The following is a 24,886-nucleotide window of genomic DNA, read 5'->3' as shown; positions in this document are numbered from 1 at the left end:
TTTGTTTTCGATAATTTAACCTATGGATTTTACACAAATTTTTACTTACGTTGCGGCATTTTTAATTGGAGCTATTTTAGGCTTAATTGGTGGTGGTGGTTCCATTTTAACAGTACCATTATTGGTTTATTTTTTAGGGTTTAATCCAATAATTGCAACAGCGTATTCTTTATTTGTGGTAGGGTCTTCATCTCTTGTAGGTGTGGTTCAAAAATACCGTAAAGGATTAGTAGATTTTAAGACAGGTTTAGCCTTTTCGTTTCCATCATTTATTGCTGTTTTTATTTCTAGAAGATATTTGGTGCCAGCAATACCAGATGTGCTTTTTACAATAGGAGATTTTGCATTAACTAAAGGTATGGCAATCATGATATTTTTTGCTATTATCATGTTTTTGGCAGCTTTTTCAATGATTAAAACAAAACAAAAAGATTCTATTTCTAACGGGTCTCAACCCTATTACAAAACGTTTGTTCAAGGCATAATAATTGGTGTTATAACAGGGTTAATTGGTGCTGGAGGTGGTTTTTTATATGTTCCTGCACTGGTGCTTTGGGCTGGTTTAGATATGAAAAAAGCAGTCGGAACATCTTTAGTTATTGTAGCAATTAACTCACTAATAGGGTTTTCTGGAGATGCTCAAACTTTAGATATTGATTGGTTTTTTCTGTTAACTTTTTCTTTATTAACAATTGTTGGGATATTGGTAGGTGGTTATTTTTCTAAATTTGTTTCAGGAAAAAAACTAAAAAAGAGCTTTGGTTACTTTGTATTAGTAATGTCAATTTATATAATTTTTAAGGAGTTGGTTTTTTAATTATGTAACTTATGTTGCTATAAAAATTTAAAAACATTAGTAAATTTGAAGAATTAAATAAGATGTTTAGCCTTAAGGCGAACTTCTTTTAGTAGAATAAAATAGAATTCAAAATGAACCGAGCTATTAAAGCGAACACATTTTACCAAAATATAAAATAGAATTCAAAATGAACCGAGCTATTAAAGCGAACACATTTTACCAAAATATAAAATAGAATTCAAAATGAAGATAGAGCAGATTTATACAGGTTGTTTGGCACACGCAGCCTATTATATAGAAAGTAATGGAGAAGCAGCAATTTTTGACCCATTAAGGGAAGTGCAGCCATATATAAAAAGAGCAAAGCAAGACAATGCTAAAATAAAATATATTTTTGAAACGCATTTTCATGCAGATTTTGTGTCTGGCCATTTAGATTTAAAAGAAAAAACAGGCGCTCAAATTGTATTTGGACCCACAGCAAAACCATCTTATGATGCTGTTATAGCAACGGATGGTCAAATATTTGAAGTAGGAGACTATAAAATAAAAGCCATCCATACACCAGGTCATACTATGGAAAGCACAACGTATCTTGTCATTGACCAAAATGGAAAAGAGCACGGTATAGTTACAGGAGATACTTTATTTATAGGAGATGTTGGACGTCCTGATTTAGCACAAAAAATAGCATCAGACTTAACACAAGAAAAGCTAGCAGGGTATTTATTTGATTCGCTTCGTAATAAAATTATGACCTTACCAGATAGTGTTATTGTATATCCAGCACATGGCGCTGGTTCTGCTTGTGGTAAAAACATGAGTAAAGAAACCACTGATACTTTAGGACATCAAAAGGAAGTTAATTATGCGTTACGTGCAGATATGACTAAAGACGAATTTATTGCTGAAGTATTAGACGGGTTATCAGAGCCACCAGCATACTTTCCTCAAAATGTTATGATGAACATCAAAGGTTATGAAAGCTTTGATAAAGTCATGACTAAATCTCAGAAACCATTAACTCCAAAGGCTTTTGAAGCTGCAGCTAATGAGACTGAAGCTATTGTTTTAGATGTGCGTAATCAAACCGAATTTATAAAAGGACATATTCCCCGTTCTATATTTATTGGTATTGATGGTGGATTTGCGCCTTGGGTTGGTGCATTGATTGCAGACGTTAGTCAGCCGGTTTTATTAGTCGCTCCAAAAGGTAGAGAAGAAGAAGTAATCACACGTTTATCTCGTGTTGGTTTTGATAATGTAATTGGGTATTTAGACGGTAGTTTTGAGGCTTGGAAAAGTTCAGGAATGGATTATGATACATTAACATCAATCTCTGCAGAAGAGTTTGCTAAACGATACGAAGAAAACAAAGACGTTATTTTTGATGTTAGAAAAGATGGCGAATTTACTGCCGAGCATGTTGATGGTGCAAAACACACCGCTTTAGATAATTTAAACAGTCATTTAAGCGAGTTTCCAGAAGATAAACCGTTTTACATTCATTGTGCTGGTGGTTACAGATCTGTAATTGCAGCATCAATATTAAAAAGCAGAGGTATTCATAACTTAATAGATGTCGCCGGAGGTTATGGTGCCATCAAGAAAACAGACATACCAAGAACAGACTTTGTTTGTCCTACAACATTAAAATAATATTAAAGTTATTTTTAGTTAGTAAAAGCGCGTATTGCATAATTGTAATACGCGCTTTTTTTGTGTAACATTAGTTACCGTTTAAGATTTCAATTTGTAGTAAATTTATATATTACTTTAATACTTTGGCCTTACGGCGAAACAGTTTTACCAAAATTTAAAATAGAATTAAAAATGAACCGAGCATTTTAGCGAACACATTTTACCGAAATTTAAAATAGAATTAAAAATGAACACTTCAATAGTAGTACAAAACTTAAAATGTGGTGGTTGTGCAAACACTATCACTACAAAATTAGCCGAAATAGAAAACATCTCTGAGATAACAATAGATGTTGACAATAGTGTAGTAGCATTTAATCATAATAATCAAGCAGAAGCTTTAGTAGTAAAAGAGCGACTTAAAGCATTAGGTTACCCTTCAATAGATGATGATAATAATTTAGTATCTAAAGCTAAATCTTTTGTTAGTTGTGCTACTGGAAAGCTTTCACAATAAAAAAAAATCATGAAAAAGGTCTACTTACTTATAATAGTATCGTTGTTTTTGGTTAGCTGCAATAATTCTAAAAATAAAAAACGTTCTGCATTTGACACACAAATGGAGGCTAATAAGCATCCTGGAAAAAAGCTAATGGAGACAAACTGTTACACATGTCATAGTCCAGCAGCAAGTCAATCTGAAAGGATTGGACCGCCAATGATTGCTATCAAAAAGCATTATATAGATAAAAATACAACTAAAGCGCAATTTGTAGAAAATATGCAAGCATGGGTCAAAAATCCCAATGCACAAGACGCTAAAATGTTTGGAGCAGTAAAACGTTTTGGTGTTATGCCAAAGCAAGCATTTCCAGAAGAGACAATTGCTGAAATAGCAGACTATATGTTTGATTATGATATTGATCAACCAGATTGGTTTGAAGCCCATTTTAATGAAGAAAATGGTAACCATAAAGGAAATAGAAACAAAAATAGCGTTAACCAGCAGCAGACTGAAGTGAATTTTAAAGATTTACCATACGCGGAACGTGGATTAAAATATGCCTTAACAACTAAAGCTGTTTTAGGAAAAAACCTAATGGGAACTATCCAGAAAAAAGGGACGTTAGAAGCTTTGGCGTTTTGTAATGAAAAGGCTTATCCTTTAACAGATAGCATGTCTGTAGTACATAATGCAACCATAAAAAGAGTTTCAGACAAACCAAGAAATCAAAATAATTTAGCAAATAATAAAGAATTGACGTATATTAAATCTTTTAAAAACGACATCAAAAATAATACAGAACCAAAACCTATAGTTGATGTTTTAGATAGCAAAGTACTTGTATATTACCCTATAACAACAAACGCAATGTGCTTGCAATGTCATGGTAAACCAAATCAAGATATTAAAAGACCAACATTAAATAGTCTTGCTAATTTGTACCCTGAGGATAAGGCAACAGGTTATTCTATAAATCAGGTTAGAGGTATTTGGAGTGTTAGTTTTGATAAATAAATAAAATTAATAATGAGTAAATTTTCAGAAATAATAAATCAAGATTCACCAGTGTTGGTGGATTTTTATGCCGAGTGGTGTGGGCCTTGTAAAACAATGAGCCCTATTTTAAAAGATGTAAAAGATAATTTAAAAGAACGCGTTTCAATTATAAAAATTGATGTAGATAAAAACCAAGAATTAGCATCTAAATATCAAGTTAGAGGTGTGCCAACGTTATTGTTATTTAAAAATGGAAAACAAGTTTGGAGACAATCAGGTGTGCTACAAAAAAACGAATTGATTGATGTTATTACAGCAACGTATTAATGGATTTAAACGCAGGTTTTTGGGATGATAGATACCAATCTAATGATATTGGTTGGGATTTAGGAACCATTTCTCCGCCATTGCAAGCTTATTTTGATCAGTTAACTAATTTAGATTTAAAAATTTTAATTCCTGGTGGTGGTAATAGTTATGAAGCAGAATACCTTTATAATAAAGGCTTCAAGAATATCTTTGTTGTCGATTTATCTAAAACAGCTTTAGATAACTTAAAAGCTAGAGTGCCCGATTTTCCATCTTCAAATCTAATTTTGGATAATTTTTTTGATTTAAATATGATGTTTGATTTAATTATAGAGCAAACTTTTTTTTGTGCGATAGATCCAAGTTTAAGAAATGCTTACGCTAAAAAAGCTTCTGAGATTTTAAATTCAAAAGGCAGCGTTTCGGGATTACTATTTGATGCTGTGTTAAATACAACGCATCCACCTTTTGGAGGTAGTAAAACGGAGTATTTAGGCTATTTTAAGCCCTATTTTGATATTAAGATTATGGACGAGGCTTATAACTCAATAAAGCCAAGAGCAGGACGAGAATTGTTTTTTATCATTCAAAAAAAAGGATAACTAACAAAGGTTTGATAAAACTGATATTTGTCATATTAAATTTAAAAAGGCAATAGTAATTTTACACTATCAAATAACGACATAAATTTTATACTATGATATCTCAAAACATTGCATTATACAATTGGAACAACGGAGTAATAATGATTGCTATATTCGCGCTTGTTTGCTTAGGACTTATTGGTTTATTAGTAAGTTCAATGACAAACAGTGATAGAGATAAAGAAGAGCCAAAAGAAAGATAATTTAAAACACTACAGATAATAATTTAAAAAGCGCATATTATGCGCTTTTTTTATGCAATAAAGTGTTTGTTTTAGCTATTGTTAACACTTATAATAGGATAGGGAATACGTATGGTTTAAGTCACAAATGTTACAAACCAACTTGCACTTCTAGAGTAATTTTATACTATAAATAATTAAAACTCGATATACTATGAATACTCTAGAAACAACACCACAAGACACATTTGCAATGCCAAGAATTGGTGATAAAGCACCAGAATTTACAGCAGTAACGACGCAAGGAAATATTAATTATCCATCAGATTATAAAGGCAAATGGTCTATATTATTTAGTCATCCCGCAGATTTCACACCTGTTTGTACCTCTGAGTTTATGACATTTGCGCATTTAGAAGAAAAATTTGCAAAAGCAAACTGTAGTCTTATCGGTTTGTCAATTGATGGTCTATACAGTCACATTGCTTGGTTAAGAACTATTAAAGATAAAATTGAATTTAACGGAATGAAAAACATTGAGGTTAAATTTCCTTTAATTGAGGACATCTCGATGGAAGTTGCCAAAAAATATGGAATGATTCAACCCGGAGAAAGCAAAACACAAGCAGTTAGGGCTGTCTTTTTTGTAGATCCAAACGAAACCGTTAGAGCTATCATTTATTATCCATTAAGTTTAGGTCGTAATTTTGATGAACTTTACAGAGCTTTAATAGCTATGCAAACTTCAGATAAGTTTAATGTAGCTACTCCTGCAGATTGGAATCCTGGAGATGATGTAATTGTATCTCCTGCTGGATCATGTGGTGTTGCTGAAGAACGTATGACATCTACAGAAGATTTAGATTGTAAAGACTGGTTTTTCTGTACTAAAAAACTAGATAAAGACTTAGTCTTAGATGCAATCTTAAAAAAATAATTCAAACTAATTATAAATAACAAAAAAGCCTCATTTTTGAGGCTTTTTTGTGATAAAGGTTACACAGCGTTTAAGCGTTGTGTCGTATTTTTATAGTCTAAAAACTAGGATATGGAAGACATGCTCTTTTACGATAGGTTGCAGTTTGCATTTACTATCACATTTCATTATATATTTCCACAATTAACCATGGGATTATCATTATTGATAGTCTTTTTTAAGGGGAAGTATTTAATAAATAACATCGAAAAGTATAACAATGCAGCAAAATTTTTAATGAAAATTTTTGCTATCAATTTTACCATGGGAGTGGTTACCGGTATTCCAATGGAGTTTCAATTTGGTACCAATTGGGCAAAGTTTTCAGAACTCACAGGTGGTATTATCGGTCAGACTTTGGCTATGGAAGGGATGTTTTCTTTCTTTTTAGAATCCTCGTTTTTAGCACTCTTTATTTTTGGTGAAAAACTAATGGGACAAAAACTACACTTTCTAACAGGTTTTCTAGTCTTTTTAGGGTCTTGGGCAAGTGGATGGTTTATTCTAGCTACTAATGCTTGGATGCAACATCCTGTAGGTTATGAGGTTTTAGAAAACGGTAAATTTGTTTTAGAAAACTTTTCAGCACTCTTTACAAATCCTTGGCTATTACCAGCCTTTTTGCACAATCAAATAGCGTCGGTTGTTACGTCTTCGTTTGTTGTAGCAAGTATTGGTGCATTTTATGTATTAAGAAATAAGCAAACGGAATACGGGAAATTATTCTTAAAAACAGGTGTGATTTTCGGATTAATATCTAGTGTATTGGTTGCTTTTCCAACAGGTGATTGGAATGCTAAAAATGTTGCAGAATACCAACCAGCTTCTTTTGCTGCTATGGAAGGGATTTTTGAAACAGAAGAGGCTGGAGCCGAAATTGTTTTAGTTGGACAACCTAATATGGTAGAAAAGAAGCTAGATAATAAAATAGCAGTACCTAATATATTAAGCTTTTTAACCCATCAAGATTGGGATAAACAAATTCCGGGAATGGATCAATTTAAAGAAGAAGAATTGCCAAGTAATATTCCTGCACTTTATTATTCTTATCACATAATGGTTGGATTAGGAACTATTTTTATAGGTGTAATGGCATTGGCACTTTTCTTTTTATGGCGAAAAAAACTATACACATTAAAACCATTATTATGGATCATTATGTTTTTGGTGCCATTTCCTTATATCGCAAATCTTACAGGTTGGTATACTGCAGAACTAGGGCGTCAACCCTATCTAGTGTATGGTTTATTAAAAACTAGGGATGGGATTTCGCCAACAGTATCTTCAGGAAACACGTTATTTACATTGCTTGGTTTTGTTGCTTTATATATGCTTTTAGGCTTGTTATTTCTAGTCTTAGTTGGTAAAACTATTAATCAAGGTCCAAAACCTCAAACACATTAATTATGGAAGTATTTTGGTATATAGCAATCGCTATTGTTTTAGCAGTATTTTTTATTTTAGATGGTTACGACTTTGGTACAGGAATCATTCATTTGTTCTTTGCTAAAAAAGAAAAAGACAAAGAAGTCATCGCAAAATCGGCTGGATTATTTTGGGATTCTAACGAGGTTTGGTTAGTTGCAGCAGGAGGAATGCTTTTTATGGCGTTTCCAACATTTTATGCGTCTGTTTTTAGCGGATTTTATTTGCCATTAATTATAGTGCTTTGGCTAATTATTTTCAGAGCTATTGGTTTAGAGTTTAGAGGTCAATTTAAGTATCAAATGTGGAAAGACATTTGGGACACCTCATTTGGTGTGTCAAGTTTGTTATTAGCCTTGTTTTTTGGTATTGCTTTAGGTAATATTGTTAGAGGTGTAAACTTAGGAGGCGTTGAAAATGGAGTTTCAGCTTACGAAGGACATTATTTTTTCTTACCCTTATGGGATAGTAGTTTTAGTCCATTAAGTGATACGCCTGGAATTATAGATTGGTTTACAATTATTATAGGGTTAGTTTCTGTGATCACCTTAGCTATTCATGGTGCTAATTGGGTGATTTTAAAAACTAATTCTTCAATTAATACAAAACTTAAAGGTGTCATTTTTAAGTTGAATATCGCTCTAGCAATACTAACGGTGTTTTCCTTATTTATATGGCAAATTGTTAACCCTAACTCGCTAGATAACTTTATAAAAAGGCCTTATTTAATAGTCTTTCCTCTTATTTATCTTACAGGATTAATTGGATTGTTTTTTATCAACAAACTAAAGAAAGAAAGTCATGGTTTTATGTTTTCAACCTTATTAATTTTAGGAGGAATTACATCGTCATTGGCGTCATTATTTCCGGTTATATTACCGTCTATCAATAATACGCATGAGCATTTAACAATTTACAATACAGCTACAGAAAGTTATGGTTTGTCAGTCGCTTTTAATTGGGCAATTATTGGTTTTATTCTGATTGTTATTTACTTCATTATTCAAAAAAGACTAATGGCAGGAAAAGTTGATAAAATGGATTACGGACACTAGTGTAAACTTTCTATTATGACAGGGACTTTAATTTCACTAGTTAGTATTCTTATTGGCATTATTGCGGCTAATATCTTTGGTGTTTTTTATAAAAAGTACTCTTTTGGTTTCATAGGAAACACTTTAGTAGGTGTTTTTGGAAGTATTTTTTTAATCAAATCTTTTGGAAGATTAGGTTTTGATCCCTGGTCAATAATGCAAAATGAAAGTTTTAATATAACTTTATTCGTCGTCAATTGTTTTGTCTCTATTTTAGGAGGCGTTTTAGGACTTGTAGTTGCTAAATTAATCTATAAAAAACTGAATAAATAACAATGTATTAATCAGGTATGGTTTTGTTTCCAATCCAATAAAAAAGAGATAGAGAATGTTTAGATAGTTTTAAATAGCTTCTGAAGTTATAATATGTACACCCATAGCAACCATTTTAATCTTAATAGTTTCAAATACTTCTAGATCTAAAGATTTAGCAGCATCTTCAATAAAATAACATTCAAAACCTTCTTGAATAGCATCGCGAATAGAAAAGTAAACACAAATATCAGATGCTAGACCACAAAAATAGAGTTTTTTGGCCTCCTTTTCTTTTAAATAACCTGTTAACCCTGTTGCTTTTAAATGGTTGTTGTCATAAAAGGCGCTATAACTATCAATATTTATATCAGTACCTTTTCTAAAAATAGCTTCGTATTTTGTAGTGTCTAATTCTGGATGTAATTCGGCTCCTTTACTGCCTTGTACGCAATGTTCCGGCCATAAGGTTTGCAATTTCCCGCGCCATTCTATGCTATCAAAATTAGATTTATTATCATGGTTTACAGCAAAGCTAGAATGCGTTTTTGGATGCCAATCTTGCGTAGCTACAATCAAATCGAATTTATCTTGTATGCTATTTATTACGGGAACAATATTATCTCCATCGGGTACAGCAAGAGATCCGCTAGGCATAAAATCGTTTTGTACATCAATAACTAAAAGTGTTTTCATATTTAGATTATTTTTTAATATATAAAGCTAAGACTGACCTAACCATCTGAAGTATTGCTTTAGCTTTTATGTTTGTTAATTAGATCGTTTCGTTCCTTTTTAAGTTGACTACTTAGTCCTATTTTATAGGTGTGTGGATTTTGAAAACGTTTATATTCATCCGGAAGTTGTGCTAAACGCGATTGCGAATATTCTGCAATTTCGGTAACAGTTCTAGCAGGAATTATACGTTTACCATCTTCCATGACTAACTCTAACAAAGGTTCTTTTTTTAGTGCACTAATATCTATTTGCTTGGTAATATCAAAAGGATGTTCCATTTTATCAATCTCACCTTCGGTGTAAATAGCCACAGCATCTGCTCCATAAAACAATCCATCAGCATCAGTCATTCTGTACACTTGCTTTTTAAAAGGCAACGATACTTTTATAATGTTTTCAGAGAGTTTAATTCTTGGATCTCCATTGTATTCAGATAATTTATAAACACCATCTAACGCCGCATCTGGTCTTCCTGTAACCAGATTAGTTCCTACACCAAAAACATCAATAGGCGCATGTTGTTCTTTTAAACTTTTTATAACAAATTCGTCTAACTGATTAGAGACTACTATTTTTACATAACTTAAATCAGCAGCGTCCAAAATGGCTCTTGCTTTTTTAGAAAGATACGCTAAATCTCCACTGTCCAATCGGATTCCGAATAATTTTTCACCTTTGTCTTCCATTTCTTTTGCAACAATAATCGCATTTGGAAGTCCTAATTTTAGGGTATTATAAGTATCAATTAAAAGCACACAGTTTTTAGGTCGTACTTGCGCAAAATCACGAAAAGCGTCTAATTCATTATCATAACTCTGTATAAACGAATGTGCCATTGTTCCTGTTGATGCGATGTTGTAATCTTCTGCAGCTTTCACATTACTAGTACTGTCAAAACCACCAATAGCAGCAGCTCTTGACGCATAATAACCACCTGTAGCATGGGCACGACGTAATCCCATATCTAGTAGTATGGCATCTTTTGCACTATAGCGTATTCTGCTAGCTTTGGTTGCGATTAAGGTTTGAAAATTAAGAATATTTAGTAAAAGGGTTTCTATAATTTGTGCTTCTATAATATTGGCTTCAACCTGTAAAATGGGACGGTTAGGAAAAACAATATCACCTTCTTTACTAGAGCGTATACTACCTTTAAAGCTAAAGTTTTTTAAATACTCTAAAAACTCGTTCTCAAATCCTTTTTGCTTTAAATAAGAAATATCAGATTCTGAGAATTTAAGCGATTCTAGTATATCTAAAACATCTTCTAACCCCGCAAATATGGCATACCCATTATCAAAAGGATTACGACGGTAATAATAGTCAAATACAGCTTTACCATTTGGTTTAGTCACAAAATAGACTTGCGCCATTGTAATTTGATATAGATCCGTATATGCTGCAGTAATGTCCATAAATTTATAAGTTTAGTTTACAAGATATTTAAAATTTGAAAGATTTCCATTCTCAAATTCTAAAGAAATTAATAGTATGTAATAATTAGTCTAGTTGAAATTAAATAATGGTTTTTAAACCGAAATTAATTCCCTTTTAAGCGTTGCCAAAGTTCTGATAATAGCTTTTTACCATCATTAGAATCTTTAGGCGCCTCTATAAATGAAACTTTACCCGTTGGATCAACTTCTAATTTGTATTTAAAAACAAAATTGGTTGATTTTGGTTTTAGGCTTAATAATCCAAAGCGTAAATCGTTAAAGTAAATTGTGTTATTCTCTTTAGTAATAGTATACCAACCTTCACTAATAGCAATCATTTGTTTTACACTTTTATCCTCAACAAGACTACCTAATAAGTCGTGGTTTTTTGGATAGCTTTCAAAAGTGATGGGTTGGCTATCAAAAAACGAATAATTACCAAGTAAATAAGCATCTTCAGTTTGCACATTGGCACTCCAAAGTATCGTGTTTAAAGGTGATGGTCTTGTGTCAATATCTATATAGTCAATGTTTTGTGTTGCTAAAGCAGATTCGAATTTTGTATAAGCAGCCCATTTTAATAATAAAGTTAATGCTAAATAAGAGGTGCTTAAAATCAATCCCATGTTATTATAAAAGCGACGTTTTGCAGTAGTTCGTTTCTGGCGCATTGCCAAAATTAAAAACACTAGAAAAGGCACGGTGTATAATGGATCAACTACAAATATATTTTTGAAGGCTAATCGTAAATCAAAAGGCCAAAACAGTTGTGTTCCCCAAGTCGTATGTGCATCTAAAATAGGGTGTGTTACAAAGGCTAAAAAGAATAGCCAAGTCCAGTTTTTAAAGTTTTTATAGCTTTCGTACCGTGTCACAATCCATGCCAATATGGGCGAGAAAAGTAAAGAAAACACAATGGAATGCGTAAATCCACGATGCACATAAAGTGCAGTGACATTGTCTGTAAAAAAGGATGCTAGGACATCTAAATCAGGAATAGTTCCTGCAATAGCGCCATAAAGCATGGCTTTATTTCCAACTTTTCTGCCTAAAACAGCTTCGCCTACAGCTGCACCTAATACTATTTGTGTTAATGAATCCATATCAAATACAAAAGTAAGGGATACCAATATATTTATTACAATACTTATGTTTTAAGTTACTTTTTGGGCGCTTATTAAAAGGAGATTGTCAGCATTTTTTTTATTTGGTTTAATATAATTGTCTAATAATCAGTATTTTGAATGATAATTGTCAGTGTGTAGACTTTTTATTTATTATAAATTTAGAACTATTAATGATGTCTTGATTGCTATTACTTTTCTTAAGTAACCTATGTTACTGAGTAAAGTAAATTCCTGAACTATTTTTGTACTGTAAATTATTGATAAATGAAAAAACACATATATATAGTCGCTTTACTTTTTGTTTTCAGTATGTCTGTAAAAGCACAAGACTTGGTGCCCATAGCAAAATCTGATGTTTTGTCTAAGGTATCTGAAAATAATACTAGTATAAAAATTTCCGAACAAGATTTTAACGCAGCTAGAGCAGACTACAGACAAACTAATGCTGTGTTTTTGCCAAACATTACAGCAAGTCACACTGCAATGGCGACAACCAATCCTTTAATGGCTTTTGGTTCTAAATTAAATCAAGAGATTTTAACACAGAATGATTTTAGTCCTGCGTTGTTAAACGATCCTTCTCAAATTGAAAACTACGCAACCAAATTCGAAATTCAGCAACCATTAATAAATTTAGATGGTATTTACCAACGTAAAGCAGCCAAATCTAAAATGGAAGCTATGTCTTTAAAAACAGAACGTACACAAGAGTATTTAGTGTTTGAAGTTGATAAAGCCTACATGCAATTGCAGTTAGCATATAAAGCAGTTACTGTTTTAGAAAAAGCGTTAGTAGCTGCAAACGCTAATAAAAAATTAGCAGATGATAGTTTTAAACAAGGGTATTTACAACGCGCAGATGTTTTGAATATGGAAGTACGTGTTACTGAAGTTCAGAATCAGTTGCAAACCGCTAAAAGTAATGTGCAAAATGCGTCTAATTATTTGTCTTTTTTAATGAATGATGATGCTTATGTAGTTTACACACCAACAGATGAATTAACCATTGCCTCTTTTACTTTAGAAGATAAAATGGTGTCTGAAAATCGTTCTGACATTAAAGCCATGCAATTAGCAACCAATGCTTATGAAGCTATGAATAAAGCAGATAAAATGGCATTTTTACCACGTTTAAATGCGTTTGGGAGTTATGAGTTGTATGACGATAAAATTTTTCAAGGTGATGCAAATGGCTACTTATTTGGAGCACAGTTAAGTTGGGATATTTTTAAAGGCTCAAAACGTTTTGGAAAAGTACAAAAAAGTAAAGCCGAATTTGAAAAATCGAAACTAGAATACAAACAATACGTATCACAAAGTAATTTAGAATTAAACAAAGCAAAACGTACGTTTTTAGATGCTGATAATAAGTTGAAATTAACAACTCTAGCATTACAACAATCTGAAGAATCTTTAAGAATTAGAACCAACAGATTTAAAGAAGGTTTAGAGAAAACATCCGATTTACTAATTGCCGAAACACAATACGCACAGAAGCAATTGGAATACTACCAAACTATTTTTGAATACAATTACACACAAGCATATTTGCAATTTTTAACTAAAGAATAAAAAAGATACAAGAATATAGAACTAAGAATCAAGATTGATTTCCGAGAGTTTTTAATTATAAAAATATGTCACACTGAGCTTGTCGAAGTGTCTTAAATAAAAAATAACAACCATGAAAAATATATATACAATCCTAACACTTTCTGTAGCGCTATTAGTAGCAAGTTGTGGTAGCGAAGACAAAAAGCTTGTTGTAGATAATTCGCCAGCAATTAGCGTAAAAACGAGTCAAGTAGCAGCAAATGGGAATAGCCCTTTTTTATCTGTAAGCGGTAAAATACAGGCCACTAATAGTGCCGATTTAAGTACTAGAATGATGGGTTACGTTAATAAAGTACATGTAAACGTAGGAGACAAAGTGCGTAAAGGACAATTATTAGTCTCTATTAATAATAGCGATTTACAAGCTAAAAGAGCGCAAGTAAATGCGGGGATTACAGAAGCAAATGCAGCTTTAAGCAATGCTCAAAAAGATTACAACCGTTTTAAAAATTTATTTGCGGATAATAGTGCGTCTCAAAAAGAGATGGATGATATGACTGCAAATTACGAAATGGCAAAAGCTAGAGTAGAAGGCGCCAATCAAATGAAAAACGAAATTAACGCACAATTTGCTTACAGTAATATTACTGCACCTTTTAGCGGAACAGTAACTAGTAAAAATGTAGAAGCTGGTAACATGGCAAATCCTGGTGTATCATTAATAAGTATAGAAACACCTGGAAATTTTGAAGTGATGGCAATGGTACCGGAAACAGAAATTTCTGCTATAAAAAAAGGAGCTACTGTTGATGTGTTAGTTAAATCAATCAATAAAACCATAAAAGGAAAAGTAAAAGAAGTGAGTACTTCTGCTAAAAATACTGGAGGACAATATTTAGTGAAAATAGATTTAGATAAAACAGAGGCTAATATTTTATCAGGCATGTTTACAACGGTTCAATTTCCTGTAGAAAGAAAAGCAACGTCATCTATGGTTTTAATTCCAACTGAAGCGATTGTAACAAACGGACAATTATCTGGAGTCTATACAGTAAGCCAAAGCAATACAGCATTATTACGTTGGTTGCGTTTAGGTAGAATTTTTGGGGATCAAGTGGAAGTGTTATCTGGTTTAAATGCAGACGAAGCATACATTGTTTCTGCTGAAGGCAAACTGTTTAATGGCGCAAAAATTACAATTCAATAACTAATAAGTTGCGTTAAGGATAGAAACGGCATCCTTTTTTTTACTTAATAAATAAGTAGTCATTACGAGGAGTGCAACGACGTGGTAATCTCCCAATCGATTAAGAGATGGTCACAGTAAATAAAAAATTTACTGTCGTAATGACAGATAAAAAAGATACAGTGGATAGCCTGTTAAAACGCCCAAAATATAAAGATTTCCATTGTCATGGGAATGAAAAAAAGTAATAATTATGAAAGAAGGAATCGCAGGTAAAATTGCCAAAGTCTTTATGCAATCGAAGCTTACAGTGCTTTTGATGATTGTATTTATGGTGGTTGGTGTGTACAGTTCGTTTTTAATTCCGCGTGAAGAAGAACCGCAAATTGATGTGCCTATGGCAGACATTTTTGTAGGGTATCCAGGAGCAAGTCCAACGGAAGTAGAGTCACGTGTGATTAAGCCTTTAGAGCAATTAATTTCGAATATTAAAGGTGTGGAATACGTGTATTCTACGTCTATGAAGGAGCAAGGAATGGTCATCGTACAGTTTTATGTTGGCGAAGATATTGAGCGTTCTTTTGTGAAATTATACAACGAAATTAATAAGCACATGGACCAAATGCCTGAAGGTGTTACGTTTCCGTTAGTAAAAACACGTGCGATTGACGATGTGCCAATGTTGGGTTTAACGTTGTGGAGTGAAAATTATGACGATTACCAGTTAAACCAAATGGCTCAAGAGTTGGAAGCCGAAATTAAGAAGATAAACGATGTGGCTATTACACATAAAATTGGTGGTAGAGATCGCCAATTACGTGTGGTTTTAGATAAAGATAAATTGGCTGCAAGTGGTTTGGATTTCTTGTCGGTTTCGGAAATGATTAAAGCCAATAACAGCCAATTAAGTGCTGGAAGTTTTGATAAGAATGATACTGAGTTTTTAGTAAATACAGGTGCTTTTTTAGCTTCGGTTACTGATGTAGAAAATTTGGTGGTTGGTGTGCAACAGAATCAGCCTATTTATTTAAAGCAAGTCGCAAAAATTATTGATGGACCAGAAGTACCACAAAATTATGTGAGTTTAGGTTACGGAAAAGGAAGTATAAAATCGGCTGATTATAAGTCGGAATATCCTGCAGTAACTATTTCGGTAGCGAAACGTAAAGGTGCAGATGCCATGAAAATTGCTGATGTGATTATTGCTAAAGTAGATCATTTACGTAGTACTTTAATTCCAGATGATGTGCATGTGGAAGTTACTAGAAATTATGGTGAAACAGCGTCGCATAAAGTATCGGAATTACTGTGGCACCTTATTGGGTCTATCTTTGCAGTAACACTTGTAGTGATGCTAGCAATGGGTTGGCGTGGTGGATTGGTCGTGTTTTTATCGGTTCCAATTACGTTTGCTTTAACATTGTTGAGTTACTACATGATGGATTATACGCTAAACCGAATTACCTTATTCGCTTTGGTATTTGTTACAGGTATTGTTGTAGACGATTCCATTATTATTGCCGAAAATATGCACAGGCATTTTAAGATGAAACGTTTGCCTTTTAAACAAGCTGCTTTGTATGCTATAAATGAAGTTGGAAATCCAACCATTTTAGCAACATTTACAGTTATAGCATCTGTTTTACCTATGGCTTTTGTATCTGGATTAATGGGTCCTTATATGGCACCAATGCCAATTGGAGCATCCATTGCTATGATATTATCTTTATTTGTTGCCTTAACTATTACACCTTATTTAGGTTATATTTTCTTAAGAGAAAAAGATAAAAAAGGAGCAGAAGAGAAACTAGAAAAAGCAGTTGAAGACACGCTTATTTATAAGGTTTACAACAAGTTTGAACGTCCTTTATTAGAAAGCAAAGGTAAGCGTTGGTTGTTTTTGGGGATAACGTTTATGGTCTTAATAGCGACAATGGTGTTGTTTTTTACAAAATCGGTTGCTGTAAAAATGTTACCATTTGATAACAAGAATGAGTTCCAAGTAGTTATTGATATGCCTGAAGGCACAACGTTAGAACGAACAGGAGTTGTAGCACAAGAAGTGTCGCAATACTTAGCGACGCGACCAGAAGTGGTTAATTATCAAAATTACGTTGGTACATCTGCACCAATTACGTTTAACGGTTTGGTGCGTCATTACGATTTACGAGGAGGAAGCAATATGGCAGATATCCAAGTGAATTTAATTGATAAAGGCGAACGTGATATTCAAAGTCATGGTATAGCAAAATTAATGCGTCCAGATATTCAGAAAATTGCAGCAAAGTATAACGCTAATATTAAATTGGTAGAAGTACCACCAGGACCTCCAGTATTGTCAACGATTGTTGCAGAAGTGTATGGACCTGATTATAACGAGCAAATTAAAATCGCCAATGGCGTTCAAGAGATTTTAAAAAACACAGATGATGTGGTAGATATTGATTGGATGGTGGAAGCCGATCAAACCGAATATCAATTTAATATAAACAAAGAAAAAGCCATGCTGTATGGTGTTGCGCCACAACAAATTGCGTATACCATGAATATGGCATTGTCTAATAGAGCGATCACAAATTTATATGATGAAGATGCGGTTACTCAAGTAGGTTTGATATTGGCTTTAGATGAAAAAGAGAAATCTACAATTAGTGATATTTCGCAATTAAAAGTAAAATCGAAACAAGGAAATATGGTACCAATTGCAGATTTGGTAACTATTACGGAAACGATAGCTGCAAAAAGTATTTATCGTAAAAACCAGAAACGCGTGGTTTATGTGATGGCAGATATGGCTGGAGAATTAGAAAGTCCTGCTTATGCTATTTTAGGAATGGAAGAAAAGTTAAAAGAGATTCCGTTACCAAAAGGCTACGAGTTAAACGAAATGTATTTAGGTCAACCAGATTTTGAAGTTAATTATACTGTAAAATGGGATGGTGAATGGCAAATTACTTTAGAGGTATTTAGAGATTTAGGTATTGCCTTTTTAGGAGCCATTATTTTAATATACATTTTGATTGTAGGCTGGTTCCAAAACTTTAAAGCACCAATCGTTATGATGGTTGCGATACCATTATCGTTAATCGGAATTATATTAGGACACTGGATTATGGGAGCGTTTTTTACCGCAACGTCGTTTATTGGTATGATTGCTTTAGCAGGAATTATGGTTCGGAATTCGGTATTACTGATTGATTTTATTAATATAAGAACAGCAGAAGGTGTGCCACTAAAACAAGCGTGTATTGAAGCAGGCGCGGTGCGTACAACGCCAATTTTATTAACAGCAGGAACGGTTGTTATTGGAGCATTTGTGATACTTTTTGATCCGATTTTTCAAGGATTGGCGATATCATTAATGGGAGGGACTATTGTGTCTACAGTGTTGACTTTACTGGTTGTGCCTCTTGTTTATTATATGATAGAGAAGCAAAATTATAAATAATGGGTAATTGTGTTGTGAATGATGGGATTCTGAAATGAATTCAGAATGACGTGCGGTTTGCTGATAAGATTGGGTAATAAAAAGAAAGTTGAGTTGTGAATAATTAGGTTTTGAACGAGTTCAGAATGACGTGAATGTTAAGCTATAAATTTAAAAAAAAGAGTAAAGATGTTGAATACATATTTTAGAGTAATTGTTGGTGTAATGGTATTGTTAAGTGTGGTGCTATCTGTTTATGTAAGTCCAAAATGGATGTGGTTTACTGTGTTTATTGGCGTTAACTTAATACAGTCTGCATTTACAAAATGGTGTTTGTTAGAAACAATATTAGTAAAGTTAGGTGTGAGGAAAGAAGGTGCAGGTTGTAGTGTTAAATAACATTAGTTTTATAATAGGTTTATTCCTATAAAATTGGTGTTGTAAAATTCCATAAATTGATTTGTAGCATGTATTTTTGCGCAAATTTAATTTATGGATTTTTTATTTCAACCTTGGCATTGGTTTGTTTCAGGATTTTTAATTGCCTGTACAATGCTATTCTTATTATTAATGGGAAAGAAGTTTGGTATGTCATCAAACTTAAGAACTTTTTGTGCTGCTTGTGGTGCCGGAAAAGTCAATTCGTTTTTTAAATTTGATTGGAAATCGGATGTGTGGAATTTATTAGTCGTGATAGGAGCTATGCTTGGTGGGTTTATAGCATCACATTATTTGTCAGCTACAGATATGCCAGCCATTAGTGATGCTACAAAAGCATCGTTATCTAGTATAAATATTTCAACTGAAAACCAATACTTACCTGTCGAGTTATTTTCTATTTCCGCTTTAAGCGATATAAAAACCATTATAATTTTAGTTGTTGGTGGTATTTTGGTTGGTTTTGGAGCACGATATGCTGGAGGTTGTACTTCTGGTCACGCCATTTCTGGATTAAGTAATTTACAACTTCCGTCTTTAATTGCTGTTATAGGCTTTTTTATTGGTGGATTAGTAATGGTTCATTTATTATTCCCTTTAATTTTTTAATATGAAAAAACTACTTTTTATTTTTATAGGACTTTGTTTTGGGATTATAATGTACAAATCAGAAGCTGCTTCTTGGTTTAGAATTTATGAAATGTTTCGTTTTGAAGCATTTCACATGTATGGTATTATTGGTACAGCTTTAGCGTTTGGTATTTTGTTTGTTCAAATTATAAAAAGGTATAACGTCAAATCGTTTGATGGTAATCCAATTGTAATTGCACCAAAGGAAAAATCGTTTTCTAGATATTTACTTGGAGGTATTATTTTTGGACTTGGTTGGGCACTAGTTGGTGCATGTCCAGGACCAATATTTGTGCTTATAGGTGCGGGTTATCTGCCTATTATTATCGTGTTTTTGTCAGCAGCATTAGGGACATTTTTATATGGTGTTTTAAAGGGTAAATTGCCACATTAATTAAAAATATTTTTCAAACTCTGTAACATTTTTACAAATTATACGTCATATAGGTGTAAATCTAAAAAGCGAATTAAAGTAAAAATGAAAACAGACAGACAATTATTAGTATTAACCCATTTAAGTCAATTGGCATCTTTAGTTATAGGATGTGGTAGCTTAATCTTGCCATTAATAATATGGTTGACCCAAAAAGATAAAGTATACGACATGGATGCACATGGAAAGGCAATCGTTAACTTTCAGTTAAGTATTGTTGTTTTATACTTTGTATGTGTACCTTTAATACTGTTATTTGGATTAGGTTTTTTAGGATGGTTTGTTCTAGGCCTAGTATCTATTATATATCCAGTAATAAATGCTGTTAAAGTTAGTAATGGCGAAAACCCAGAATACCCTTTATCTTTTAATTTTATTAGTTAGTTATATTACTATGATAAAGAGAAAAACGCAACCTGTAAGGGTTGCGTTTTTAGGTTATATACTATGTTGTTTGCGTTTATTGTCTTATAAACTCTAAAGTCGAAAAATTTTCTAAAATTAGATTTCCATTTCCCAAAAATTGCACCGATGTTATGGTTTCTGTGCCATTTTGTTCGGTTATAATTAATTCAGCTTCGTTAAGTGTCCAAGTAAATGGGTTGGCACTAGATATTACTCCTGCTTGGGTGGTTAGTTTTTCTGTTATTAAGCCATTAGCATTATCTTCATAAAAAAACAATTTATATTCTGTAGATGTATCAACTAAGTAGTCACTTCTTAACCATTCTCCAATAATGGAATTGTTACTAGTTGTACTTGTTGTGTTGTTATCGTTTTGACAAGATAACTGTGTTAAACATACTAGAACTAAAAGTATTAGTTTAATGTTACTTTTCATACTTTGGATTAATTGTTTCAATAAAATGTAATTATAATAACTGAGGGAAATTAATAATATTGTTTTAAGCGCTAAAAGTACTAAAATAAGTAGCAATAACACATTGGTTATTTGTCAAAAAAAAAGCAACTCGTTAGAGTTGCCTTTTTTAATATTATTTAAGCGGTAGTTATTAGCTATTTAACATAACTGGCATAACTAACATTGTAACATGTTCTCCTTCTTCTAAATCGTCAATAGGCGTTAAGATACCTGCTCTGTTTGGCATACTTAATTCTAATTGTACATCGTTAGATCCTAGATTGTTTAACATCTCTGTTAAAAAACGCGAGTTAAATCCAATTTGCATGTCATCTCCTTGGTAATCGCAAGTCAAACGCTCTTCAGCTTTGTTAGAGTAGTCAATATCTTCTGCAGATATATTTAATTCTGCTCCAGCAATCTTTAATCTAATTTGGTGCGTTGTTTTGTTAGAGAAAATACTAACACGACGTACAGAGTTTAAAAATTGAGTTCTGTCTATTGTTAATTTATTTGGATTCTCTTTTGGTATTACAGCTTCGTAGTTTGGATATTTACCATCAATTAGACGACAGATTAATACTGTGTTTTCAAAAGTAAATTTCGCATTAGAATCATTATACTCGATAGTGATTTCTTCGTCGCTTGCTCCTAAAATTCCTTTTAATAAGTTTAAAGGTTTTTTAGGCATAATAAATTCTGCAACCTGAGACGCTTGTACATCAGCTCTAGTATACTTTACCAATTTATGAGCATCTGTAGCTACAAACGTTAAACCTTCAGTAGAAAACTGAAAGAAAACACCACTCATTACAGGTCTTAAATCATCATTACCAGCAGCAAAAATAGTTTTGTTAATTGCAGTTGCTAAAATATGACCCGGCATTTTTGTATTACTTGGATCCTCTAGGCTAATTGCTTTTGGAAACTCGTTACCATCCGCATAAGCTAAAGCGTATTTACCATGATTAGAGCTAATCTCTACTGTATTGTTTTCTTCAATTACAAACGTTAACGGTTGTTCTGGAAACGTTTTTAAAGTATCTAAAAGTAAACGTGCAGGAATAGCAACGCTACCTTCGTTATCACTTTCTACATCTAATACTGAAGACATAGTTGTTTCTAAATCACTTGCAGATACGGTTAGTTTTGTTCCGTCTAATTCGAATAAAAAATTATCCAAAATTGGCAGTGTATTCGAGCTGTTAATAACACCTCCTAAAACCTGTAATTGTTTTAGTAAGTAAGTACTTGATACAATAAATTTCATCTATATATGGAAATTAATACTATTAATAATTGGTCTTACAAATATATTGTTAATGTCTTAAATTAAGAAACAAACTTATCAACACTTACTTAGCGTATTTTTTCTTTCTTAAGTAGTTAAATGCAAATCCAAAAACACCTAATAAAACCAATGGTAATAAGATGTTTAAGAGTTGCCATTTTGTTTTTTCGGCACTTATTTTTTCAGGATTTAAAAAGGCAACCGCAATTTCTTTAGACCTAATGTTTATAAGTCCAGTGTCGTCTAAAAGATAATTAGCCACATTTATTAAAAATTCTTTATTCCCAAAAGTCTGCCCTGTATATTTATCAAAACCAAGCTCTTCTGGGCCAGTTCTGCCTACTTCATTTTTAATAATATCACCATCACTAATCACGACCATTTTGGTTGGTACACTTTCATTTTTGGTATTTGGTAGATTTACCGGTTTTACTCTATTATTATAAACAGATGTAAAGGTGCCTTCTAGCAAAACAGCAAGCGTTTGCGGACCTTTATTAAAGCTTTTAGGATCTAATTGGTCGTTTACCATATCCAAGCTTATTTCTCTTGGAGTCCCTTCTAGTTTGCTTAAAGGTGCACTTTGTAGCAATATAGTTTTCTTAGTGCTACTTTTTAAAACATCCATTGGATTTGCAAAGTCAAACTTTAAAAAGTCTAAATTATTTACAATTGGATGCTTCGTGTTTCCTTTTGCAAGCGGAGAATACGTCCAAGGGTAACTTTGAAACTGGCTATCACTACCTTCACCAGAGGCTAAAGTAATAGGAGCAGAGTACATAGAGCTTACAATTAATGGATTAATACGTACGCCATATTTAAAGAAAAAATCAGTTAATTTTAAATCCATTGGGATGGCCACATTTTTACCTAAGTCGTTGTAAAGGCTATCCTTGTCCATAGCGACTTGTTCTAGCAACCATAGGCTTTTTCCGCCATTCATGGTATATTGATCTAAAACAAATTTTTCTTTCTCTGTAAAAGCTTCTGTTGGCTTAGCCGAAATAATTAAATCGTATTCCTGAAGTTTTTTCAAGGTGTTTTCCGCCTGATTAGCAACGCTATCTAACGTAAAAGGGGCAATAAAATAGTAGTCTCTAATAGATTTTACATAATCCGCAATGTATTTGTTTTCTAGTTGTCCGTTACCTTTTAAAACTGCTATTTTACGACGTTTAGGATTAACTAATTTACTAATCCCATCAGCAAAGGCGTATTCTAATTGTTGTACAGAATTTGTAACTAATTGTTGTTGCGTTGCTCCAATGGTGTTTTTTACTAAAGGAATTTTTACGGTTGTATTATTAAAACTGGCTAATGCCCAAGGAAATATAACGGCTTGACTAGATTTTCCGTTTTCCTTTACATTTAATTGCATTGGTGTTAGTCCACGATCATTTAATTGCTGAATGGTTTGATCACGAGTTGCATCATTTTCAATAGGATTAATAAAACTGAAACTGATATTGTTGTTATAAGCCTTAAACTCTTCCAATAATTGTCTGGTCTCTAATTGTAGTTTTCTAAACTCTGAAGGAAATGCTTCCCCTTCTAAAAAGACATCAATTACAATGGGTGCGTCAGCTTTGTCTAATATCGCTAAAGCGGAAGGATTAAGCGTATAACGTTGATCTGTAGTTAAATCGAAGCGTTTATAAACAGTCTGTGAGAGTACGTTTAGTAGTATTAAACCAACGACTATAAGTGCGATATTTTTGATAAGTTTATTCAAATTTTTTCTCAAGTTTATAGGTTTTAACAGCAACTATGGTATCGTTTTTAAATTTAAACTCGACACACTCTTGTTGATTATTAAAAGCACCTGGTTTAAAGCCCATATTATAGTTCCATTGGTCTTTAGAGTTGGCTTTGATGCTATCATCCCAACCAAACCATTCTGCAGTACCAAAATCCGTAATTATCTGTGCTTTAGTTTTTCCAATTAACAGATTGTCTTTATTTAGCTGGTCCATCATTTCAAAACGCAGTTCAGGGTATTCTGCCCAGTTTTCAGCGTTAAAATATTTTTGATGATGGTAGCTAGAAAAGATATTTACTAAAGGGTAAAACATATAAAAATAGAGTAGAGGTGTCGCAATTAAAGTAATAAGTAAGCTTACCCATTTATTATCTCCAATGGTTTTTATAAATAACCAAGCCAAAACAAAAACAACAACAAACGATATAATTAAAGTAATAGTAATAACCATATTATTGTTTTTTGATATTGAATTTGGTTAGCGCAATAAACAGTATAGTTACACTTAAAAAGTAAATAATATCTCTAGTATCCAAAACACCACGACTCATACTTTTATAATGCGCATTCATCCCCAATTGCTCAATCATATTACTGGAAGCCACATCTGCAATCCCTTCAAAACCAATAAAAAAGAATAAGCATAAAAATACGGCAACAATAAAGGCTACAATTTGATTATCGGATAATGTAGATGCAAATACACCAATAGCAGTGTAAGCAGCCACTAAAAATAACAGTCCAAAATAAGACCCTAAAGTGCTTCCAAAATCTATATTTCCTGTTGGATTTCCCAATTGGTATACTGTATAGACGTATAATATTGTTGGTAATAATGCGATAATTATTAATACAAAAGCACCAAAGTATTTGCCTAATACTAACTGTAATGTGCTAATAGGTTTAGTTAAAAGTAACTCTAATGTTCCTTGTTTTTTCTCGTCACTAAAACTACGCATGGTTACCGCAGGAATCAAGAATATTAAAATCCAAGGCGCTAACAAAAAAAACGGAGACAAATCTGCAAATCCATTGTCTAGTATATTAAATTCGCCTTTAAACACCCATAAAAAGAGACCGTTTAATAGCAAAAATATAGCAATCACTAAATAGCCTATTGGCGAAGCGAAAAATGAATTTATTTCTTTTTTAAGTATGGCTAGCATGCTTTTTCTTGGTTTT

26 protein-coding genes are annotated in these 24,886 nt (G+C 32.7%); 18 read left to right on the top strand and 8 right to left on the bottom strand.

Features of this window, described 5'->3' with window-relative positions:
- Positions 1–22: 22 nt before the first annotated feature.
- From BMZ09_RS06700 to BMZ09_RS06655, 11 genes are all read left to right on the top strand, one after another.
- Entirely contained in the window at positions 23–817 is a 795-nt protein-coding gene (locus tag BMZ09_RS06700) for a sulfite exporter TauE/SafE family protein (protein ID WP_090838775.1), read from the top strand.
- A gap of 225 nt (positions 818–1,042) precedes the next feature.
- Entirely contained in the window at positions 1,043–2,458 is a 1,416-nt protein-coding gene (locus BMZ09_RS06695; protein WP_090838773.1) for an MBL fold metallo-hydrolase, read from the top strand.
- A 229-nt stretch (positions 2,459–2,687) separates the two neighbouring features.
- Complete coding sequence (locus BMZ09_RS06690; RefSeq protein ID WP_090838771.1) at positions 2,688–2,957, top strand: heavy-metal-associated domain-containing protein; 270 nt, start codon at positions 2,688–2,690, stop codon at positions 2,955–2,957.
- Positions 2,958–2,966: 9 nt separating this feature from the next.
- Complete coding sequence (locus BMZ09_RS06685) at positions 2,967–3,959, top strand: c-type heme family protein (protein ID WP_090838769.1); 993 nt, start codon at positions 2,967–2,969, stop codon at positions 3,957–3,959.
- Positions 3,960–3,971: 12 nt separating this feature from the next.
- The gene (gene trxA / locus BMZ09_RS06680; RefSeq protein ID WP_090838767.1) at positions 3,972–4,268 is read left to right on the top strand and encodes a thioredoxin; all 297 of its coding nucleotides are present in this window, start codon (positions 3,972–3,974) and stop codon (positions 4,266–4,268) included.
- A complete protein-coding gene (locus BMZ09_RS06675; RefSeq protein ID WP_090838764.1) occupies positions 4,268–4,852 on the top strand; it encodes a class I SAM-dependent methyltransferase in 585 nt (194 codons plus the stop codon). The genes trxA and BMZ09_RS06675 overlap by 1 nt, the downstream gene beginning before the upstream one ends.
- Positions 4,853–4,947: 95 nt before the next feature.
- Positions 4,948–5,097: a hypothetical protein gene (locus BMZ09_RS16155; protein WP_168800759.1), complete on the top strand. Its 150-nt coding sequence runs from the start codon at positions 4,948–4,950 to the stop codon at positions 5,095–5,097.
- Positions 5,098–5,290: 193 nt separating this feature from the next.
- Positions 5,291–6,013, top strand: a complete 723-nt coding sequence (locus BMZ09_RS06670) for a peroxiredoxin (protein WP_090838762.1) — start codon at positions 5,291–5,293, stop codon at positions 6,011–6,013.
- A gap of 111 nt (positions 6,014–6,124) precedes the next feature.
- Positions 6,125–7,456, top strand: coding sequence for a cytochrome ubiquinol oxidase subunit I (locus BMZ09_RS06665; protein ID WP_090838760.1), 1,332 nt, complete (start codon positions 6,125–6,127; stop codon positions 7,454–7,456).
- Between the two features lie 2 nt (positions 7,457–7,458).
- Positions 7,459–8,532, top strand: coding sequence for a cytochrome d ubiquinol oxidase subunit II (cydB, locus tag BMZ09_RS06660; RefSeq protein WP_090838758.1), 1,074 nt, complete (start codon positions 7,459–7,461; stop codon positions 8,530–8,532).
- A gap of 15 nt (positions 8,533–8,547) precedes the next feature.
- Positions 8,548–8,844, top strand: coding sequence for a hypothetical protein (locus tag BMZ09_RS06655; protein ID WP_090838756.1), 297 nt, complete (start codon positions 8,548–8,550; stop codon positions 8,842–8,844).
- A 69-nt stretch (positions 8,845–8,913) separates the two neighbouring features.
- On the opposite strand, the gene pncA is transcribed toward BMZ09_RS06655, so the two are convergent.
- From pncA to BMZ09_RS06640, 3 genes are all read right to left on the bottom strand, one after another.
- Positions 8,914–9,519 carry a bifunctional nicotinamidase/pyrazinamidase gene (gene pncA, locus BMZ09_RS06650; protein ID WP_090838754.1) on the bottom strand — a complete coding sequence of 202 codons (606 nt, stop codon included), beginning with the start codon at positions 9,517–9,519 and terminating at the stop codon, positions 8,914–8,916.
- Between the two features lie 59 nt (positions 9,520–9,578).
- Positions 9,579–10,976, bottom strand: a complete 1,398-nt coding sequence (locus BMZ09_RS06645; protein WP_090838752.1) for a nicotinate phosphoribosyltransferase — start codon at positions 10,974–10,976, stop codon at positions 9,579–9,581.
- A gap of 125 nt (positions 10,977–11,101) precedes the next feature.
- A complete protein-coding gene (locus BMZ09_RS06640; RefSeq protein WP_090838750.1) occupies positions 11,102–12,100 on the bottom strand; it encodes a metal-dependent hydrolase in 999 nt (332 codons plus the stop codon).
- Between the two features lie 288 nt (positions 12,101–12,388).
- Between BMZ09_RS06640 and BMZ09_RS06635 the strand changes: the two genes are divergently transcribed.
- The 7 genes from BMZ09_RS06635 to BMZ09_RS06605 all read left to right on the top strand — a co-directional run bounded on the left by BMZ09_RS06635 (position 12,389) and on the right by BMZ09_RS06605 (position 20,176).
- Entirely contained in the window at positions 12,389–13,696 is a 1,308-nt protein-coding gene (locus BMZ09_RS06635; protein WP_090838748.1) for a TolC family protein, read from the top strand.
- A gap of 112 nt (positions 13,697–13,808) precedes the next feature.
- The gene (locus BMZ09_RS06630) at positions 13,809–14,885 is read left to right on the top strand and encodes an efflux RND transporter periplasmic adaptor subunit (RefSeq protein ID WP_090838746.1); all 1,077 of its coding nucleotides are present in this window, start codon (positions 13,809–13,811) and stop codon (positions 14,883–14,885) included.
- Between the two features lie 232 nt (positions 14,886–15,117).
- A complete protein-coding gene (locus tag BMZ09_RS06625) occupies positions 15,118–18,312 on the top strand; it encodes an efflux RND transporter permease subunit (protein WP_090838744.1) in 3,195 nt (1,064 codons plus the stop codon).
- 168 nt (positions 18,313–18,480) lie between these two features.
- Positions 18,481–18,690 (top strand): YgaP family membrane protein, encoded by a 210-nt coding sequence (locus BMZ09_RS06620; RefSeq protein WP_090838743.1) that lies wholly within the window; start codon positions 18,481–18,483, stop codon positions 18,688–18,690.
- Positions 18,691–18,783: 93 nt separating this feature from the next.
- Positions 18,784–19,338 (top strand): YeeE/YedE family protein, encoded by a 555-nt coding sequence (locus BMZ09_RS06615; protein ID WP_090838741.1) that lies wholly within the window; start codon positions 18,784–18,786, stop codon positions 19,336–19,338.
- 1 nt (position 19,339) lies between these two features.
- Positions 19,340–19,753: a DUF6691 family protein gene (locus BMZ09_RS06610; protein WP_090838739.1), complete on the top strand. Its 414-nt coding sequence runs from the start codon at positions 19,340–19,342 to the stop codon at positions 19,751–19,753.
- Between the two features lie 84 nt (positions 19,754–19,837).
- Positions 19,838–20,176 (top strand): DUF4870 domain-containing protein, encoded by a 339-nt coding sequence (locus tag BMZ09_RS06605; RefSeq protein ID WP_090838737.1) that lies wholly within the window; start codon positions 19,838–19,840, stop codon positions 20,174–20,176.
- A gap of 76 nt (positions 20,177–20,252) precedes the next feature.
- Here BMZ09_RS06605 and BMZ09_RS06600 read toward each other — a convergent pair whose 3' ends face one another.
- The 5 genes from BMZ09_RS06600 to gldF all read right to left on the bottom strand — a co-directional run bounded on the left by BMZ09_RS06600 (position 20,253) and on the right by gldF (position 24,870).
- The gene (locus BMZ09_RS06600) at positions 20,253–20,633 is read right to left on the bottom strand and encodes a hypothetical protein (RefSeq protein WP_090838735.1); all 381 of its coding nucleotides are present in this window, start codon (positions 20,631–20,633) and stop codon (positions 20,253–20,255) included.
- A gap of 172 nt (positions 20,634–20,805) precedes the next feature.
- Complete coding sequence (gene dnaN, locus BMZ09_RS06595) at positions 20,806–21,924, bottom strand: DNA polymerase III subunit beta (RefSeq protein WP_090838733.1); 1,119 nt, start codon at positions 21,922–21,924, stop codon at positions 20,806–20,808.
- A gap of 85 nt (positions 21,925–22,009) precedes the next feature.
- Positions 22,010–23,677 (bottom strand): gliding motility-associated ABC transporter substrate-binding protein GldG, encoded by a 1,668-nt coding sequence (gene gldG / locus BMZ09_RS06590; RefSeq protein WP_090838951.1) that lies wholly within the window; start codon positions 23,675–23,677, stop codon positions 22,010–22,012.
- Positions 23,670–24,155: a hypothetical protein gene (locus BMZ09_RS06585; RefSeq protein ID WP_090838731.1), complete on the bottom strand. Its 486-nt coding sequence runs from the start codon at positions 24,153–24,155 to the stop codon at positions 23,670–23,672. Before BMZ09_RS06585 ends, gldG begins: the two co-directional genes overlap by 8 nt.
- A 1-nt stretch (position 24,156) precedes the next feature.
- Positions 24,157–24,870, bottom strand: a complete 714-nt coding sequence (gldF, locus tag BMZ09_RS06580) for a gliding motility-associated ABC transporter permease subunit GldF (RefSeq protein ID WP_090838729.1) — start codon at positions 24,868–24,870, stop codon at positions 24,157–24,159.
- Positions 24,871–24,886: the final 16 nt, after the last annotated feature.

It is taken from the genome of Olleya namhaensis (assembly GCF_900114005.1).
In the GTDB taxonomy this organism is placed as follows: domain Bacteria; phylum Bacteroidota; class Bacteroidia; order Flavobacteriales; family Flavobacteriaceae; genus Olleya; species Olleya namhaensis.
The sequence above is the reverse complement of the archived record's forward strand: the minus strand, read 5'-3'. Positions and strand labels throughout refer to the sequence as shown.